General features: G+C 56.2%; 12 protein-coding genes and 1 tRNA gene. 1 reads left to right on the top strand and 12 read right to left on the bottom strand.

Annotated elements, in window-relative coordinates; all coding sequences use genetic code 11:
* Positions 1-106 precede the first annotated feature (106 nt).
* The 8 genes from NW840_RS12880 to zds all read right to left on the bottom strand — a co-directional run bounded on the left by NW840_RS12880 (position 107) and on the right by zds (position 14,787).
* Positions 107-3,469: a Swt1 family HEPN domain-containing protein gene (locus NW840_RS12880; protein ID WP_414344692.1), complete on the bottom strand. Its 3,363-nt coding sequence runs from the start codon at positions 3,467-3,469 to the stop codon at positions 107-109.
* 38 nt (positions 3,470-3,507) lie between these two features.
* Positions 3,508-4,080: a Uma2 family endonuclease gene (locus NW840_RS12875; RefSeq protein WP_414344690.1), complete on the bottom strand. Its 573-nt coding sequence runs from the start codon at positions 4,078-4,080 to the stop codon at positions 3,508-3,510.
* 39 nt (positions 4,081-4,119) lie between these two features.
* Positions 4,120-4,692: a Uma2 family endonuclease gene (locus NW840_RS12870; RefSeq protein ID WP_414329684.1), complete on the bottom strand. Its 573-nt coding sequence runs from the start codon at positions 4,690-4,692 to the stop codon at positions 4,120-4,122.
* Between the two features lie 47 nt (positions 4,693-4,739).
* Positions 4,740-5,387 (bottom strand): Uma2 family endonuclease, encoded by a 648-nt coding sequence (locus tag NW840_RS12865; protein ID WP_414329080.1) that lies wholly within the window; start codon positions 5,385-5,387, stop codon positions 4,740-4,742.
* Positions 5,388-5,689: 302 nt separating this feature from the next.
* Positions 5,690-8,737, bottom strand: a complete 3,048-nt coding sequence (locus NW840_RS12860) for a DUF1156 domain-containing protein (RefSeq protein WP_414344689.1) — start codon at positions 8,735-8,737, stop codon at positions 5,690-5,692.
* Between the two features lie 100 nt (positions 8,738-8,837).
* Positions 8,838-9,542 (bottom strand): Uma2 family endonuclease, encoded by a 705-nt coding sequence (locus NW840_RS12855; RefSeq protein WP_414328701.1) that lies wholly within the window; start codon positions 9,540-9,542, stop codon positions 8,838-8,840.
* Positions 9,543-9,571: 29 nt separating this feature from the next.
* On the bottom strand, positions 9,572-13,171 hold the full coding sequence (locus NW840_RS12850; protein WP_414344688.1) for a helicase-related protein: 3,600 nt from the start codon (positions 13,169-13,171) through the stop codon (positions 9,572-9,574).
* Between the two features lie 176 nt (positions 13,172-13,347).
* Positions 13,348-14,787, bottom strand: coding sequence for a 9,9'-di-cis-zeta-carotene desaturase (gene zds / locus NW840_RS12845; RefSeq protein ID WP_414344686.1), 1,440 nt, complete (start codon positions 14,785-14,787; stop codon positions 13,348-13,350).
* Positions 14,788-14,939: 152 nt separating this feature from the next.
* Between zds and NW840_RS12840 the strand changes: the two genes are divergently transcribed.
* Positions 14,940-15,011 (top strand) — tRNA-Gly (locus tag NW840_RS12840).
* Positions 15,012-15,057: 46 nt separating this feature from the next.
* On the opposite strand, the gene NW840_RS12835 is transcribed toward NW840_RS12840, so the two are convergent.
* From NW840_RS12835 to NW840_RS12820, 4 genes are all read right to left on the bottom strand, one after another.
* Complete coding sequence (locus NW840_RS12835) at positions 15,058-15,798, bottom strand: D-alanyl-D-alanine carboxypeptidase family protein (RefSeq protein WP_414344685.1); 741 nt, start codon at positions 15,796-15,798, stop codon at positions 15,058-15,060.
* Between the two features lie 49 nt (positions 15,799-15,847).
* Positions 15,848-16,285 carry a peroxiredoxin gene (locus NW840_RS12830; RefSeq protein ID WP_011432689.1) on the bottom strand — a complete coding sequence of 146 codons (438 nt, stop codon included), beginning with the start codon at positions 16,283-16,285 and terminating at the stop codon, positions 15,848-15,850.
* A gap of 70 nt (positions 16,286-16,355) precedes the next feature.
* Complete coding sequence (locus NW840_RS12825; protein ID WP_011432688.1) at positions 16,356-16,973, bottom strand: HD domain-containing protein; 618 nt, start codon at positions 16,971-16,973, stop codon at positions 16,356-16,358.
* Positions 16,974-17,189: 216 nt separating this feature from the next.
* Positions 17,190-18,326, bottom strand: coding sequence for an NYN domain-containing protein (locus tag NW840_RS12820; RefSeq protein ID WP_414329613.1), 1,137 nt, complete (start codon positions 18,324-18,326; stop codon positions 17,190-17,192).
* Positions 18,327-18,750 lie beyond the last annotated feature (424 nt).

Raw genomic sequence — 18,750 nt, 5'->3', positions numbered from 1 at the left:
AGAGATAGGCAGGATGCGATCGCTTCTTTCCTGAACCATGTTCAGGAGAGTTCAGCGTGAATGTATCAGCTAGTGCACAATGCTAAGGAAAAAGTTTCATTCCCGCTTAAAAATGACTATGCGGATTGTCCTCGAACTCCAGGGTGCAGAACTTTAAGGTTCGGCAGTTTTCCGCTACCGTGCGCCTCACGCTCTCCGGTAAGCCTTCCGGTATTTCCGCGTCGATTTCCAGGGTAATTTTGACAGTGGCTCCTGGCAGATTGGTCAGGTGCCGGATGACCTCGTCGGCAAGGGTTGCAACATCTCTGTTGACCCGCAGGGGATCCATTTCCACCCTGCCGTAAAATCGCCTCGGCAACGCCGGCTGGGAAACTTGATTTCCTTGATTCGTAACTGGGGAATCCTCCTCGCCGGGGCCAGGAAGAGGCGGAGTGCTGTCTGGGAAGATGCAGGGCGCCTTTGGGGAAGGAACTTGAAGGGCTTCCAATTGACGGCGGGCAACCTCTGGCTTGACCAGCAGGCTGTTGGAACCGATGCTGGGCTTGACTATGGCTGCCACTTGCAAGCCGAGGTATTTGCCTTTGGACTCATCGAAGGCCTCTGCGTAGGCAAAGCTATCCTCCCAAGCAGTTGAGGCTACCCCGTCTTCTACAGCTCTTAGAAGAACGGATGGGTCTTTCAAGCGGGGTAGGTAGAGGTACTGGGCCAGGCATTCCCACAGTCGTTTGAGATCGATGTGATCAGCCTCGCGCCAGAGGAATCTATCCAGCGTATCCAGGCGGAGGGTGATGGCAGAGTAAGCGGTAACCAGATCCCCCTCGTGGACAGCTTTGCGGCTGGCTTGCAAAATGGGGGAATCTTGCCCCTGCAGTCGGCATTCTTTCCACTCTAGACTGCCTTGGGGATCAGGCTGGGCTGGGATCAGCAGCCATTGATAGGTTTCCCGCAGAGCAGCCTCAACAGCAGCCTCGGATTGGTGCAGCTTGGTATCGGCTTGGGCGGTTTGGAAGGCATCTAGGTTGAGGAGATCTTTGTCTTCCAGGATCCCTTTCCAAGCTAGGTATTGGGCGGTATTGCGTTCTAGGCTTTCCAGGCGGGTTTTGTCGGGCGCCAAAAACAGCAGCATGTTCCTGTAGTAGCGGGGGCCGCTGCCGCGACGCTGGAGGGCCTGCTCAGCCCAGACTCGCCCAGGGCTATCCTGGCTACCCCGGCTATGGGAATACTGAGGATGCAGGATCACCAGCCGCACGCCTAAAGTGGGATCGTCGGGAATATCGGCAGTGGAGTCGGGGGCAACGTGAACGGCGCTGAACTCACCGCGATTTCTGTCGGCTTTGAGGCGCCGGATGATCTCTTGGCAGAGGGTGTGGGGCTCGTCCCTCAACAGTTGCTCGGCTCGCTCCTGAGCAGTGCGGTTGACGTTGGGCTGGGTGGAAATCCAGTAGCGACTGCCATCTCCGTATAGGTAAGTTGCCTGGTCGGATAGCCGCCGCAGGGCATCGCCGAAGGTGATGGGGTGTTCTCCCGGTTGCACGCAGCCCAGCTTGATGCGGCGCTCCTCAATGCCGCGGTTGGCGGCCCGCAGGGTGGGGGCGGATCCCATGTAGATGGTGCGGGCAACCCGGCGACAGGCGGAATACCGGCCCAGGTTGGGGTGATCTCGGTCGAGAGTCAGGGGCAGGGAAGTGGGGCCATCCACGTCTTTGTCGATTACCGGCAGCCAGTTGTCGTCTAGGTAGCGGGTCAGCTCTGCTTGTACCTGTTGATCGTCCATGGGGATGTGGGCGGGCAGGATCATCAGGCTGCGGTCATTTCGCTCCCAGAGGGTGTGGATGACCCTGGCCATCAGCCGTAGCACACCGCGGGTGCGTTGAAACTTGTCGAGAGTAGACCAGTCGGAGTAAAGGCGGTCAAACAGCTCTGGGTGAATGGGATAAGCAGCCTTGAGGCGGCGTTCGTAGTCACTTTCTTTGCACTCGCTGGGAAATTCCTGGCTTTGGCTGCGATAGAGATCCATGAACGCTTTCACCACGGCATCCCGCTGCACAAATAGCTCGGGATTGGTGAGGGGCTGAAACAGGCGGCGGCGGACAATTTCAAAGCTTTCTTCAGCGCTCGCGGGCCGCCAAGGGGATTCCACCCGGCCAATGGCATTTCTCAGGCGAACCAGAGCTTCTTTGCCCCGCTCCCCGCCAATTTCGATATCCGAAGAAGGAAGGCTCACCACCAGCAGTGTATCTTTTGCGTTCTTGGCCGATTCGCTCAGGGTTTGGGCAAAGGTAAACTGGGTGTCGAAACTGCCGCCGGCTAGGTCAGGGCTGTCGTGGAGTTGGCGAGCATAGGCCACCCACTCATCGATTAGGATCAGGCAAGGGGCATAGCGGTTGAACAAGACTTTAAGCGCATCGCCGGGGTTGGTGGAAGTTGCGTCGGCCTGCTGCACCCGCGCATAGCCTTCGGCACCTCCCAGTTGCCAGGCCAACTCCCCCCAAAGGGTGCGGATCAGGGGGCGGTTTTGCTGGGCGTGCTCAGGCTTGTAGGAGGGAATGCCGCTGGGCTGGAGCTTGTTCCCCACCAGGACGGCTATCCTGACGTTTTGAGGTGGTCTCTGCAGGCCGACGGCTTGGAGAAGAGACTCTGTGCCGGGTAGGGGGCCCTCACCCCTAGCCCCTCTTCCAAAGAGGTGGTAGAGGGCAAGCATGGCGTGGGTTTTGCCGCCGCCAAAGTTGGTCTGCAACTCTATCACGGGATCCCCCCCTTGGCCGCTGAGGCGCTTCAGGGCATTGGTGAGCAGTTGTTGCAATCCCTCGGTAAGGTAGGTGCGGCGGTAGAACTCGACGGGATCCCGGTACTCATCCGAACCTTCGCCCAGGTAGACTTCCCAAAGATCGGCGGCAAATTCGGCTTGTTGGAAGCGACCTGAAGCCACATCGGGGTGGGGAGTGGCAACCTCGCGCCAGGGCTTGAGGCCAGCCTGGGGCTGACCTTCTGTAGGGGATCCCATAGCGCGACGGCTTTCCCGCTTGGCCTGTTCTTCGAAGCGCAGTCGCAGTAGCTCTTGTTTTTGTTTTTCAACTTCGGCAGCTTGGGGGGCAGCAATGGCGCTCAGCAGTCGGGCAACGCTATCGAGGGCGCGATAGGCATCGTCAAAACCAAAAGTGCAGGTGTGGGCCCAGGTGTTGCGGGTATTGCGCAGCTCGCTGACTAGGGTGCGCTCCGCTTGTCCCAGAGTTTGCCTGAAGACGGTGTTCCACTGCTCCCACATGAGAGTCAGCAGCGCCAAAACATCTTCCTCCAGGATCTGCTCAGGACTTTTGAATTTGGGAGAGCTCTCGGGCAGGTTGTCGGCGACAACTGTCAGCCACTTCTCTCCATGGAAGGCTTGCATCTCCCGCACGACAAAAGGATAAAGCCCCTGCCGCAGAAGGTTGAGGGCGCGTCCAACTCGTTCGTGGTTGCTGATAGCCATAAGTGATTGAATGAAATTGAAGTTAGGGGGTGGGTCGATTATTTCCAGATTAAAGTGAGATCCACAACAAAGCCAGGGAGAACCGGATCCCCAGACAAGCTAGTAGGCCGCTCCAAAACTTGCACCAGCTGACCTGGGCGGTAGACGTAAACCCGCTGGCTTTCTGGATCGATCAGCCAGCCCAGTTGGGATCCGTTGTCTAGGTACTCCTGCAGCTTGGCCTGAAGGATAGCCAGCTCGTCAGTGGGGGACTTCAGTTCCAGCACAAAGTCGGGGCAAAGAGGAGCAAAGCGACGACGCTGCTCCGGGGTAAGCTGCTGCCAGCGCTCTTTGGCAATCCAAGCGGCATCGGGAGAGCGGATGGCCCCATTGGGCAGGGCAAAGCCCGCGGAAGAGTCAAAGACAAAACCTAAGTTCTTGCCTCGATTCCACTGCCAAAGTTGGCCCAGTAGGTCGGCGTTGCGGAATCCAGTTTCGCTGCCTGCAGGGGCCATGGCGATCAGTTCTCCTTGGGCGGTGCGTTCCAGGCGCAGCTCAGGATTCTGCCGACAAAGCTGCTCGAAAACTTCATCGGTTAAATTCACAGCCGGCTGCAGGTTGAGGGCAATCATGAGCTCATCCTGGTGGGCAGTTTTAGAGCGTGGGGAGCACTATTCCCAGATTAAGGTGAGATCCACCACAAAGCCAGGGAGAACGGGATCCCCAGACAAACTAGCAGGTCGCTCCAAAACCTGTACCGGCTGACCTGGGCGATAGACGTAAACTTGGCCCTTTTCTGGGTCAATTAACCAGCCCAGTTGGGATCCGTTGTCCAGGTACTCCTGCAGCTTGGCCTGAAGGATAGCCAGCTCGTCAGTAGGAGACTTTAGTTCCAGCACAAAGTCAGGGCAAAGAGGAGCAAAGCGACGGCGCTGCTCTGGGGTAAGCTGCTGCCAGCGCTCTTTGGCAATCCAAGCGGCATCGGGAGAGCGGATGGCCCCATTCGGCAGGGCAAAACCTGCAGAGGAGTCAAAGGCTACACCAAGCTGGGTTTGCCGGTTCCACTGCCAGAGCTGGGCGCTGAGGCTCAAGTTTTGACGGCTGCTTTCGCTGCCTGCAGGGGCCGTGGCGATCAGTTCTCCTTGGGCAGTGCGCTCTAGGCGCAGCTCAGGATTTTGCCGGCAAAGCTGTTCGAAAACTTCATCGGTTAAATTCAAAGCCGGTTGCAGGTTGAGGGCAAGCATCATCTTCTTTGGGCAAAACTCTCAGAGTACGTGGCCTATGGCTCGTATTAATTCCCTAAGATGGAGCGTATTTTTTGGCGAAGGGCACGAAGGGCTGGACTTCTACCCAGATCTCGACTTTGGGCCAAGACTTCTGGCACCCACTCTAAAATCGGTAGCTGAGGAAAGGTTGGGCTGGTGGCAGAAGCCTGATATTGGCCGGATTGCAGGATGTAGATGGTTAGCTGGTTGCCTTGATAAACCCAAAGTTCGGGCACTCCTAGGCGGGTGTAAGCCTCAATCTGGGTTTTGGAAGTAACATCCACTTCGATGGCCAGATCCGGAGGCGGGTCAACAGATAGATCCAGCCGATCTTTGCCAATCACGGCCTGGTGATTTTGGATATAGAAGCATTCATCAGGTTCGATCCCGTAGTTCATTGCTTGCTGTTTGAAGGTAGCTGACCCAAAACATTCGCAGTCAACTTCCAGTTCCTCTAGCAAGATTTTGACAATGTCTCCAATGATGGATTTTTCTCGCTCATGCTTGGGTGAGGGCATTCTGATTTCCAATATCCCATCGCTGTAGGCAATGCGGCTGGCTCGCTTTTCGCCCAGCTCATCTAGGATGGCTTCAAAGTCTAACCAATTCAGATTGTGAATCAGCAGGCGCTGGCCGGGTGGGATGGTGAGTTGTCGAAGCTGGAGGGTGACCATCGTCTGGTTGGGTGTAAGGATAGAAATCTCTGAGGTCTTTTAGCTTATGGGGGTGTGGGGGTAGCTAAGCCCCGCACTGTACCCGTAGGGTCGGTGTCGGGATACAGATACCCCCACTATGCTAGAAGTAGTTGCACAAAACGGCTTTTGCCGGAATCTGGTGCAACTACGCGGTAGGGCATTCCGTGTCTGCTCGTGGAGGGTTCTTGCGTAGGCTCCCCGATGAAGCGAGAAGCCCGCACTGTACCCGTAGGGTCAGCGATGGGAGTATGTCACGCTTTGCTTCCCCCAGAGGTAGGGAACTAAAGCAAGCTGGGCTGGAAAGGATCATGCTGCTTTTTCTTTATTTCGGATGCTAGCCGGTTAATTTCCGGCCAGGCAATGACGAGAGTGTTATAGGCTAGGGCTTCTTGAGTCCAGCCTTTCTTTTCGCAGAGGGTATAGAGCCGATAGGCCAGATCGCGGGCAACCGCACCTCTATCTCCCAAGGCAGCCAGGAGAGCGGCGGCTTCCATTTCTCCTTTCCGATCGAGGGTGTGGATGAGGGTCTGGGTGATGAGCCAGGCGGAGGAAGCAAGGAGCAAGGGGAGGGAATCTGCTCCCTTTTCTTTTCTCTGGGCTATTTCCTCTCTTCTCAACAACCGCACCTTGCCGGCCTTGGCTTCTAGGATCCCAAGTTCCTCAAGGGACTCAATGCTGACGTTTCTGGCCTTGCTGAGGACTTCTGCTTCCCCGTAGGGGCCTGGCTCAAATTGATATTGGGCAAACCAAGTGGTGGCCCAGCGGCTGCCCTCATCGAGTTCCCCTTCCTGTTCGCTGAGATATTCATCTAGGTACTGGTTGATCAGTTGCAGGGCAGTGCGGACGGTCAGGGGCGAGCCATCGCTTTCCAAAACTGCAGCGTAGCGGGAATAGATGGCCATGCCGGGGCCGATGCTGGCTTGGGCCAAGTCCACAGGAGCAATGCTGCCCTGCTGCAGAAGCTTGAGAGCCTCAGGCAGCTCGCGCTTCAGCTCGGCAAGGAATTGACGACGGGATACCTTGGGCGCATCCGCCGGGCGGGGACGACAGACCAGGACGATCGAAGAGGCAAGGGCGTTACGCCCCAGCTCTCTTAATCCGCCTGTCTTTTCAGTTCGTACCGGCCAAGTGCCGTCAATGCTGAAGTTGGATTGAATCAGTCCTTCCAGAATCGTTTCCCAACCGGTAGAGACTCTGCCCATGGGTTCTGTGCCGCTAACGCGAACACCCCTAGCCCTTCTCCCAGAGGGGGAGAGGGGAACTGGATCGTCTATATCCTCATCTTCTTCCCCTTGCTCCACTTGGGAGAGAGAATCGGGGGATGAGGAGTCTTCTTCCATTTGCTTAAAGGCGTAGTAAACTGTAACGGGATAATCGGGATGATTCAGACGGTTAATACGCTGGAAAACTTTGATTAGGCTGGCTTCAAAAAATTCTTTGGCTTTATCCTTACTGCCATGCCGAAACCGGTCTGCCACCATTTCTTGCGCTTTGGGGACTAAAACGGTATTGAAAATGGTGGGGTAGACAGAACCCATGGATCGCCTGAGCCAAACGTAAAAGAAATCCGAGAGATCGGCATATGGCACGGCATCGTAGTAGGGTGGATCGGTGGAGATAATTTTGGGAAGTATGTCGTCCGAGCTTATAAGAGTGGCGTCATGCTGATTAACTTTTGCAGGGATGTTGGGTACTAAGTTTTCAAGAACCCCGGTCAAATACTCAAGTTGTCCCAAAAAGTTTCCCGATGAGTTTGAAAATGGGTTGCCTTCTGTAAAGTCCCAATTCATAGGTATTGCTTGTCTTGCAAAAACTTGTTCTACTTTTTCACACTTTGTATTCCAGAAACACATACTTGAAGATCGGTTTGCCAATCGGCTTACATTCATCCCCAAATAAACACTAATCGCCTCTCCATACGCCCTCGCGCCTGTGCCGCCCTCGGCTAGGGGCACATCGTCATTGGGGAGTCCGGCGGCAATGGCATCGGCTGTGGCCTTTTCCCGTGCTTCCGCCACCAAATCACTGAAGGTCGTCAGGGCCACCAGTTGCCGGGGGGTGAAGAGATCTGAGATTTTCCTCATCCCATAGTTGGGAGTCTTAAAATCCCTTGGATTATGGGGTAAATTGGCATCTGGTTTCCAAGTGGGTTGTGCTGATTCAGCAATTTCAACGTGTTCTTGTTGAGGTGATAGATACACCCTGCCATTTTGTCCCTCCGCCACAATGGCCATCATCTGGGATCCCATGCGTCGGGCCTGACCCTCTTTGCGGATGTACTCCAGCGGCACAGGCGTTCCGCAGGCAATGCAGCGTGCTCCTTTGCGGCCTACGGTTCCCTCCGGCGCTTTGCCCTTACCTGACCTGACCACAAACCGGATCGAGGGAGCAGAAGCGTTCTCTCCCCCATTCACCACCACCGGCTCTACCCAAGCCTCTTTCCCCTTCTTCGTCGAAAGCTGAAACGATCGCACCAAGGGCATCTGACAGCGGCAGGCCGGATTTGGACAGGTCACCGTCCGCGCCCACAACCAGGCAATTACCGTCAACTCCTCTGTGCCTAAGGACTCCGTCCGAGTAGCGCGATTGGGGTTTGAATAGGAAGGATAGAGGTGTCCAATGCGTTCAAAGGCTTGTTTCCGCATCCAAGCCCCGTAATACCGGACGTCTGCTGCCAATCCTTGGGCCCCCCGCCAGGCTGAGATATGCTTCTTAGCCCGATCTTCAGGGTTGATGGGGGCCTTGTCCTTAAACTTCGGCGGAATCTCAATCAATGCTTTGTTGATCAGCACCGCCACCGGGTTGAGATCGCTGGCATGGGCCTCTAACCCCAAGCGCTGCGCTTCCAACGGGATGGATCCGCCACCGGCAAAGGGATCGTAAACGGGCGGCGCGTACTTGGCGATGTATTCTCTAACTGCTGCCGGATCCGTAGGGGGCTCTTCCCCCCGATCCCAGGCTAGACATCGGGCAATTTCTCGCTGCGCTGCCTCCAGCACGCCGGAGTTTGGATTGTTCACGTCATCCCAGGACACCAGACCCCGCACGACCCGCTTCCCCTGTTCAATCTCTATGCGGCCCAGGATGTTGAACAGCCGCTGCCGCTCTCGTTCTTGGTCGGCCTCGGTGGGGAACTTGTCCGGCCAACTGGAAGGGTCATCGACCAGGGAAGCCCAGAGCACTGCCCGACAGGCTGCTAAGGGTCGCCGCGCCCACCAGAGATGTAGGGTGCTGGGGTGACCATGGCGGATGGATTTCTCGCGAGCCGATTCCAGATTGATGGCTTCGAGGGGCAGGGCAACTTCAATCAGCTTCTTGCGGCGGCTCATTAGACAAGGATCGGTCGGGTTAAACAGGCTGCAGTTTAGAGTTTAGTCTGAGGGGAAGGCGGGCTCAACGAAAAGATGGCTCCAGCCTGTTCAAGAGCAACTAAGGCATCTTGATTTGGGACAAGCCATGTTGGGTGCCGATTGAGTTGCTACTTTTTCTGGACGACGACTGGATTTGTCCTTGTACCCATCGGCGGAATGCTTGAATTGCTTTGTTTCTACCTAAGACTTTGCTCTCCTGTAGGTAATGAGGGATAACTTGCTTTAGGTTTAAGCCTGGGAAAGTTGGGCTTTCATCAACTTCTTGGTAATTGCCAAATCGGAGTACATTAACTTGAAGAATGCCTTGATCAAATCGCCATAGCTCCGGTACCTGAAGTGCTGCGTAAAGATCAAGATGGGTTCGGGATGTGATATCAACTTCAATTGCAAGATCGGGTAGTGGATCGATCATGAGATCTATTCGTTTCTTGCCGCGAATTGCTAGCTCATTCTGAATATAAAAGCACTGGTTAGGCTCCAGGCCATAAGTTGTAGGCTTTCTTAAGGTCACCGAACCTAAACTGCGGAACTCAATATCCAGCTCTTCCAACAGCGCTTTAATTAAATCACCAATGATCTCTTTATCATCCTCATGCTCTGGAAGCGGCATCATGATCTCCAGCAAGCCATGATCGTAAGCCAACCGAGACCCCCGCTGGTTTCCCAATTCGCTCAGTATGGTTTCAAACTCTTGCCAAGAGATGCCCTGCAAGACAACTCGCTGACCTGCTGGAACATGGATTTGCCGCAATTCCAGTAGCATGAATTCATCCTACCAATGAAAGTTAGTATCTATTTGGGATCCCTTCCTCGATTCCACAATTCTTTCCAATCATAGTTGACGCTACTGGCCCCAAAATCCGGCTCCCGTTGAAAAGGCCGCCGCACATACCGCACCTGGCAGCCTTCGCCCGGCACGGTGTAGGTGCCTGCAGGGGTCTTTACCCTGAAGGCATCCCCTTCTGGAAAGGCGGGATCGGCTGGCACTTCTACCAAAGCCAGGATGAAATGGTCGGGTTTGTTGAGAGCTGTCAAGATTTCATTTTTGGTAACGGTTACCGTCTTTGCTCCCTCAACTCTGCCTTTGACTTCAATGAAGCGAAGGCCTTCCCTTCCAGCGGATTCGATATCATAGCCCAGGTTTTCAGCGCTGACATCACGAGGTTCGTAGCCCAACGCCCGCTCTATGGCCATAACGGCAGCCATTGCTGCTTGTTCTACTCGCCGGGTTTCGCGGGCAAAGGTGGTAGGGGTTGACCCTCGCTTGCCCTGTAGCCGCTGCAGCAGTCCGATGGGGATCACCAAGGCTTTCCCGGTTACCACCGGCGGCAAGGAGGATAGCTGGCGCTCCTGCTCCAACTCCGATAGGCGCTTCTGAAGGCGATCCGCCAACTCATCCGCCCGCTGCTGAGCCTTGGCAGAGTTGAGCTTGGCGTTGGGCCTGCCGGCTTGCTCTTGCAGCCGCAACTGTGCAGCTTGATGATCCCAGTAGTTAATTTCTCGGGTGAGGCGATCTTTAACAGCCAGCTCCGTCTTGTTGATCAATTCTTCCCGCTGAGCTTTGATTTCCTGGAAATGCTGGGGAACTAAACGCTCAATGGCGTAAGCGATGGCTTGGCTTTCTACCTCTGAAGCCGAGAGCTGGGGGATGTGGGATCCAGCTTTCGCTTTCACAAGGTCGCGCTCTGCGGGAGTTAGGGGCCGGTAGTCCAAGTAGGGAGCATAGCCGGCGCTTCTTACCCTGACGCTCTCTCCTCCTCCTAGCCCTTGGGGAGCGGGGAGAAAGATCTCCACACATTGCATCCGTCGGGAGATAACCCGTCGCTGGCCATTTCGGTCTAGGCGCCCATCCTGAAGGGCATGCTCTAGGTACACCAGTATCCGTGGTGTTTCGCCGGGATCGTTTTCATCGACGAGGATGGATCCCTGTCTGAGCAAATCTCGGTGTTGCTCCAAAACCAAGTCCAGAGTGGCATCCAGCAGGGGATGGCCTGGGCAGATGAACTCTGCCGGGGGCTTGTTGGGGACGCTGATGAGGTTTTTGTTAAAGGTAATCCGCTCGTATTTTTTTAAGATGGGTGCGCCCAACCCAATCTGGCGGTCGCGATTGCGAATTGCTGCCGGCACATGGGTAATTTCATAGCGTTTGGGTTCCCGCTCTCGAATGGTGCCACCCAAGCGTTGAAAAGCTTCTAGGAAGAAGGAGGCAATGAAATGAGGCTGGAGCTTGCGGGCCTCGGCTCGCTCCATTTCCGCCCGGATTTGCTGCACTTTGGTCGTATCCATCGAGTCGTGGGCCAGGGCGCGTTCTGCCAGGAGTTCCCTGAGCCGCTCGTGGTCTAGGCGATCTGCAATCACTTGATTGAGTCGGGCCTTGACCTCTGGACGATCCCCGTAGCGAATGGCCTCGATCAGCAGCTCTCGCAGTTCTTGACCGGCAATCGCTTTGCCCAGGACATCGAAGACCTTGCCCCCCAAGGCCCTTTGCTCGATTTCTATTTTTTTCAGCAAAGCCAAGTAGACATCTCCTTCCCGCGTTTCCTCGGCCACTAGGTTCCACAGGTGGCAGACCTCGGTTTGACCAATGCGGTGAATTCTCCCAAAGCGCTGCTCCAGGCGGTTGGGGTTCCAAGGCAGGTCGTAGTTCACCATCAGGTGGGCCCGTTGAAGGTTGATCCCTTCTCCCGCAGCATCGGTAGCAATGAGTACTTGAACGGCGGGATCCTGTTTAAAGGCTTCCTCGGCTTTTTTGCGCTCTTCTCGACCCATGCTGCCGTGAATGGTGATCACCGCTTCCGGTTGGCCCAGCAAGTTCCCCACTCGGTCAGCCAGATAGTTGAGGGTATCTCGATGTTCGGTGAAGATAACCAACTTGCGCCGATGTCCGCCGGCATCAAACATCTCCCCCTGATTTTGCAAGAGTTTCGATAGCTCCTCCCACTTGCGGTCTTTGCCGCTACGTCTCACTTGCAAGGCTAATTTTTCCAGCTCCTGCAGCCGCTGAATTTCTGCCTGCAGCTCGACAATTGTGCGGGCGGCAGTTGCCTGATCTACCAGCTCTTCTTCTCGCGGTTCCCGCTCTTCAGCAGGGCAGTCTTCAAAATCCTCATCCCAGCCTTCTTCGTCTAGCAGGGAAGTGGTAAAAGCAAGGTTGTCTCCCCGGCTGCGCAATTGTTCTTCCTTTAGCTTCCGCTGCAGTCTCTCTCGTCTTCGCAGCAAGGATTGGTAGATCGCTTCTGGAGAAGAGGCTAGCCGACGTTGCAGGATGGTTAAAGCAAAACCGACCGTCCTTTTGCGGCTACCTTGCTCTAAAGCTTCCGCGCGGTTAAACTCTTCGCGCACGTAATCGGTCACTTCCTTATAGAGCCTGGCTTCCAGGTCAGACAAGACGTACTGGACGGTGTAAGCTCGCCGTTCGGGAAAGAGAGGCTTGCCATCGAACTTGAGCAGGTCTTCTTTCACCAGCCGCCACATCAAATCCGAGGCATCACAGGTATGAACTCCATCTCGGAATCTCCCCTCAAAGCGATCCCCATCCAGCAAAGCCAAAAAAAGCTGAAAGTCTTCTTCTCTACCGTTGTGGGGAGTGGCTGTCATCAGTAAAAAGTGGCGTGTTAGCTGCGAGAGCAACTTGCCCAGCTTGTAACGCTTGGTTTCTTTGATTTCTCCCCCAAAGAAGGATGCGGAGAGTTTGTGGGCCTCATCAACAATAACCAGATCCCAATCAGTTTGCCTCAGTTTCTCCTGCAGGGCCTCATCTCGGCTGAGCTTATCGAGGCGGGCAATGAGAAGAGGTATCTCCAGGAAAGGGTTGCCAGTTCGGGCGGCTTGAATGCGATCGTTGGTCAAGATCTCAAAGGGCAAATGAAACTTTTGCACCATCTCATCTTGCCACTGCAGCGTTAGACTCCCCGGGCAAACGATGAGACAGCGGTGCAAGTCACCTCGAATCAATAGCTCTCTAACCAAAAGCCCTGCCATGATGGTTTTGCCGGCACCTGGGTCATCGGCCAGCAAAAACCGCAGCGGCTGCCGCGTGAGCATTTCCCCATAGACGGCGCTGATCTGGTGGGGCAGGGGTTCTACCAGAGAGGTGTGAACGGCCAGCAAGGGATCAAACAGGTGCGCCAGCCGAATCCGATAGGCCTCTGAAGCTAGGCGAAATAAGGCGCCGTCTCCCTCGAAGTTGCCAAGGGATCCCTCGGCTACCACCTCTAGGGTTGGCTCTTTATCCCGAAACAGAAGCTCTGAATGGAGACGCCCCTGAGTGTCTTTGTAGATGGCCTCGATGGTGCTGCTGCCGTACCACCTCACACTCACGATGGCAACGGTTTGATTGGGCAGGATCCCTTTGACCTTGGCGCCAGGGGTGAGATCTTCCAGTCGAGCCATAAACTGCGGGTTTCCAGAGCTGCGAGCGGAGCCTGTTCCAGCTCCCCATTGCTATGTTGCGCTCACTTCCAGCTCTTTTCCCACAGCAAAAGTCCCCTTCTTCCATAAAAGGAGACAGCAGTTTGGAGTTGGCAAGCGGCTTCACGACGGTTTTAAGCCGGTTTTAAGTCCTCCTATCAGGGATCCCTGTGGGCAGCCAGAATGGCCTGAGCAGCCAGGTGGCCGGAGAGGGTGGCCCCTTCCATGCTGTCGATGTAGTCTTGGGCGGTGTAGCTGCCGGCAAAAAAGAAGTTGGGCACGGGAGTCTTTTGCTGCGGGCGATAGGGATCCATGCCCGGTGCCTCTCGGTAGAGGGAGTGGGCCAGCTTGACCACGCTGTACCAGGTCATGTTCAGTTGCCGGGATGAAGGAAACAGCTCGTGGACTTGGTGCAACACGTGCTGGGCAATTTGCTCGTTGGGCATGGAAATGAAGGGATCCCCCGGCGTGAGCACGCATTGTAGCAGGGATCCCTGGCCCGGCTTGTAGTAGTCGGCGGGGCTGGTGAGGGCCAGATCGGCAAAGCAGGAAAAATCGGCATCGGCGGTGTAGAGGAGATTATCGATACCCAGAGCCTCTGGGTGTTGGCTGGCTCGTTTGGCCTGGCCTTGGGGGTTCAGCTCCGTCACCCAGCCATCGAAGCGCAACTGCACCGTGGCCACAGGTACGGATTCCAGCTTGTAGAGGTTGTCGAACTGAGGCCACTGCCGCCATACTTCCGGGATCAGCCGCTTGGCCCCTTCCACTGCCGTTGCACACACATACACATCTGCCTCCACCCGCTCTCCATTGGCCAAGAGCAAGCCGGTCACGGGGTAGGGAGAGGAGTCGCTCACTTCAATGCGGCTGACCCCCCTGCGGGTGTGGATCTGGCCCCCGCGGGCTTGGATGTAGCGGACGATGGGCTGAGTGAGGTAAGTGTCCGGGGATCCCTTGAGGAAATTGAGCTTGGAGGCCTCTGTTTTGCTGGCAAACATCTGAAAGATCGTCAGCATGCAGCGGGCAGAAATCTGCTCTGTATCGATAAAGCCCAAGGCATAGGCAATCGGGTTCCACATCCGCTTCAGGCTACCCTCGGATCCCCCATGCCGCCGAAACCAATCGGCAAAGCTCATCCGATCCAAGGCGCGAATTTGCCGCATTGCCCCTTCATAGTCCAGCAAGCCGCGAATCAAAGGGCTGGTGCCCAGCGCCAAGGCGTTGCGCAGCTTGTCCGCCCAAGAGAGCTGCTCGGTGGTGAAAAAAGCTTTGAGGCCGTTGAAAGGCGCCCCCAGGGGAAAGCGAAAATCCAGACTGGCCGTTTGCCCACCTCGGTTGACAAAGGTGTGGGTGTGTTGCTTGGGCAGCAGGTTCTCGTAGGCCCCCACCTTTTTCATCAGGGCAAACAAATTGCTGTAGTTGCAGAAAAAAACGTGCAGCCCCATCTCGATGTGGTTGCCATCGGCATCCTGCCAGGATCCCACCTTGCCGCCGACAAAAGGCCGCGCCTCGTAGAGCTGCACCTCGTGTCCTGCTTCAACCAAATCGACTGCCGTCACCAACCCGGCCAATCCGGCCCCAATAATGGCTACCCGCATAGCAATACCCTCAAACAGGCGCTGCCCGGGATCCCGCCCAGACCTGACGCAACTGCAAAGAAAGATGAACTTCTCTCATTCTGGAACAAAATGCGCCGGGGATCCCTGACTTGACAAACCACCACAAAGCTTGCCATTATGAATTTCCCGATGCGGATGTAGCTCAGTGGTAGAGCTTCTCGTTGCCAACGAGACGGTCGCGCGTTCGAATCGCGTCATCCGCTTTCTGAGCCCTAGCTCTTCCCTCAAAGGGAGAGATGGGATCCTCACCTAGCGCTTGTAAAAGGTCTCCAGGCTGTGGCGATCCCCCACAAAGCGCCAGTGCCAGGGTTCGTAGCTTACCCCCTGAGGGTTGTTTCTGGGGAAAGACAGCTCAAAGCCGAAGCGGGCTGCGTTCCTCTGCAGCCACTTGAAGGCAGGAGTGGTCTCAAAGGCTTCTTGGGTATCCCACTGGGGGAACTCGGCATCCCCAATGTCGATGGCGTAGCCGGTGTGGTGCTCGCTGTAGCCAGGGGGAGCGCTGACAGCAGCCCGTTCTTCGGGTCGCAAGGCTCGGGATTGAGCCAATTGAAAAAACAAGAACTCTTGATCGGCAATGGAGCGAAACCCCGAAATGGGGACAAGGCGGATACCGGCAGCTCGAGCTGCTTCGCTCATGCGTAGGTAACTTTCAGCAGCCCCCTGGCGTAGGCGCACCTCGCGACCGCGGTAGTGGCCCACCACCCGCAAGCTATCTGCGGGAGCTTCGGAATAGGCATAGTGCCCCAGCAAGGAAACTCGCCCATTCTGCACAGTTGGCTGCGGCAGAGAGGGCTGACCGGCTTCCTCCAGAACTTGGGGATCCGCCGCCTGCTGGGATCCCGGTAACTTCTCTATCCCCCAACCCGCCAGGAGCACTAGCCCAACCAGCACCAGGCCCAAGACTAGACGGGACCTCAGGGCAGGCACCGAACTTTGCGCTTTTTTCGCCGGAGTGGACTGGCGACGGGCGACCGGAATGTCGTCGTTCATGCGCAAAGGCCGGGAACCTACCTAGGAGTACTGAAAAGAGGCAGCGTTTCTACAAACCCAAATCCGCCAAAATATCGCGGGCATGGGTTTCGGTATTGATGTTCTGGTAGACCTTGGCAATTTTGCCCTCGCCATCAATGACGTAGGTCACCCGCTTGGCATAGCCGCCCCCATCCACATCGTAGGCGCGGGTAATCACCCCACTGCTATCCACCAGTAGGGGGAAAGGCAAGTTGTACTTTTCGGTGAACTTTTGGTGAGAAGCTTGGTCGTCCATGCTCACCCCCAGCACCACCACGTCCTTGCTTTGGTAGTCGGCGTAGGCGTCGCGGAATCCACAGGCTTCTTTGGTACAGCCGGGGGTGTCGTCTTTGGGGTAAAAATAGAGGACAACGGTTTTGCCGGCAAAATCAGCCAGCGAAACCTGGTTGCCTTGGGTGTCAGTGGTGTTGAACCCAGGAGCAGGGGTGCCAACAGCGAGAACCATAGGTGCGTGACCCAAAAAGTGTGATGAATAGGGCTGCCCTCAGCATTTTCTTCAGCCCTGCTTGTCTCTGTCAAGGCATTACCGCTCCAGCTTGGCATTGCAACTCAGCCACCAGCTCTTGAAGCTCCGCCGATAGATTGCCGGGCAGCCGTCGCCTCAGAATCTCTGCCAACGATCGATAATACCACAGGGATCCCTCTTTTCCGGCGGAAAACCGCTGCCAGAGTTCATCCCCCAGTTGGCGAAAATCCCGCAAGATGCAGCGGGCGTTGTGCAGCTTGTCAGAGGCGGCCACCAACAAAACCGAGGCATTTGCCGTTTCCAGGTGCTTCAGGTAGGCGGTTTTGCGCTCTTTCCAGTTTTCTTTGGGCTCGCCTCGGGAGCCATCGCTTTCGGTATCCGTACATCCCAGGATGATCTGCAGCACCCGTTCTCCAAAGTGCTCCCGGATCTGTTGCTCAATCTGGGCCCGGGGCTCGCCTGTGTTGTGGGGGCCGTCCTCTAGGCTGTCGTGGAGCAGAGCGGCAATCGCTTCATCTTCATCCGCCCCATGCTCCAGGGCGATGGCTGCTACGGCCAACAGATGGCTGAGGTAAGGGATCCCGGTTCCCTTGCGGGTTTGAGAAGCATGCCAGCGATGGGCATAGTGCATTGCCTGCACAAACCGCTGTGTGAGTTGCGTTGACATCTGGACTCTCCAATTGGGGTTAAGTTGACTGCTGGGGCAAGGTTGATCCAAGCGAGTCTCAGGCGTTGAGACTGCAAATCAGAAAATGGGATGAGCACTTCTGATCACTTTAAACAAGGTTAAGACGCTGTGCCGCCTACCCTCACCCCCAGCCCCTCTCCCTGCCTTGGGAGAGGGGAGTCAGGGATCGATGTAACTGTGCTGAGATGGCAAGGTTTAGCCGGTGGCCGGAGTCTGTTTTGCAGGCAGCGGCACCAGCGTTCCTGTTCCCTGCCAAGCGCACAAATCCACGAACTGGTCGGCTATCCGAATTAACGCCGGGTTCGTGTTCGGCCTGTAGGCGGCTACCTCCAGCCGGCAGCCTTGGCGGCGGATATGCTTGAGGGCCGGCACAAAATCTCCATCCCCACTCAGCAGCAGCACCGTCTCGTAGTGGGAGTGCATCGCCATCAAGTCCACGATCAGCTCCCCATCCAGATTGGCTTTGCGGCTGCCGTCGGCGTGGATCACCACCGGCTTGGTGACCACCCGATAGCCCTGTTTTCTCAACTCCCGCAGGAAACGACGCTGAGCTAGGTTGTGGCGATCTACCCCGCTGTAGACATGCACTTCCATCTCGGATCTGCCCTGGGCCAGCCAGCTGAGCAGACTGGGATAGTCGAGATGGGATCCCCACTGCTGGGCGCTGGCGTGGAGATTGGCCGCGTCGATGAACACCCCCAGGGCTTTGCGGGGAAAAGCAGGGTTCGGCTGGGATGCCACCAGCTGCTGCAGGTGTTGGAGTTGCGCCTGCACCAACTCCAGTTGCTCCAAAGTCACTTGGGGCTGGGATACCGGCAGAGCATTCAACCGCAGCTCCACGGCTTTTAACCGCTGCTGGATTTGCTGGATGGCCTGGGTGATGGGGGCCAGCTGTTGCCGCACGGACAGATGAGACGTGGGCCGAGCTTCGAGGGCGTCGATCCGCCCTTGTAATGTTTCCAGTTGGGCCGCCGTCTGCTGCTGCTGTACCCAGATGGGCTCCAAAACCTTTACTTTCTGCTCGAGCTCTTGAATGGCTTCAGCCGGGGAAGCCAAGGTCTGCTGCAGAAGGGACGGTTCAGCAGTGAGCCGAGCGTCCAGCACCTCGAAACGCGCTTGCAGGGTCTCCAGTTGGGTTGCTGTCTGTTGCTGCTGTGTCCAGGTCTGTTCCAGAACTTGGCCAAGCTGTTCTTCGCGGCGGCGGATGGCAGGGTAGGCTGCTGCCAAAGGTAAGAGCCCCCAGATCACTTGGCGGGTCACCAGGGCCGTCACCCCCAGGGCCAGGGATCCCGTCCACAGCCAGGTTAAGGGGAAGGCAGAAGCCCTATTCATACTCATACTCATAGTCAGCTCTCCTCAGTTTGGGTTATCGATCTGCTCGGTTGCCAGGATTTCACCTCACTCACATGGGCCACCTCAGGGATCCCTCTCGAAGATCGAGATGCCCAGAACTCCCAGAGGCATCGAAGAGGAGCAATTCAGCAACTGCAGTATGCCGGCTGTTGGAAGGGGGAGCTTCCAATCGTTGGACACACCCATTCCCCTTGGTATCAAACGGATCGGTTATCGAAAGCGGGCTCAAACTTGTTCCTCTTGACCGACAGGCCCCGTGGCCCGCTCAACCTGGATTCAACGTCCAAGCTATTGGCTGACGGTATGGGCCGTAAAACCATTGAACGGAGCAGGGTCAGCTAGAAATCGCAGGAGCCCCGCACTGTACCCGTAGGGTCAGTGTCGGGAGGAATGCGGAAGTTAC

It is taken from the genome of Synechococcus sp. R5-13, assembly GCF_047462015.1.
Taxonomy (GTDB): Bacteria; Cyanobacteriota; Cyanobacteriia; order Thermostichales; family Thermostichaceae; genus Thermostichus.
The sequence above is the reverse complement of the archived record's forward strand: the minus strand, read 5'-3'. Positions and strand labels throughout refer to the sequence as shown.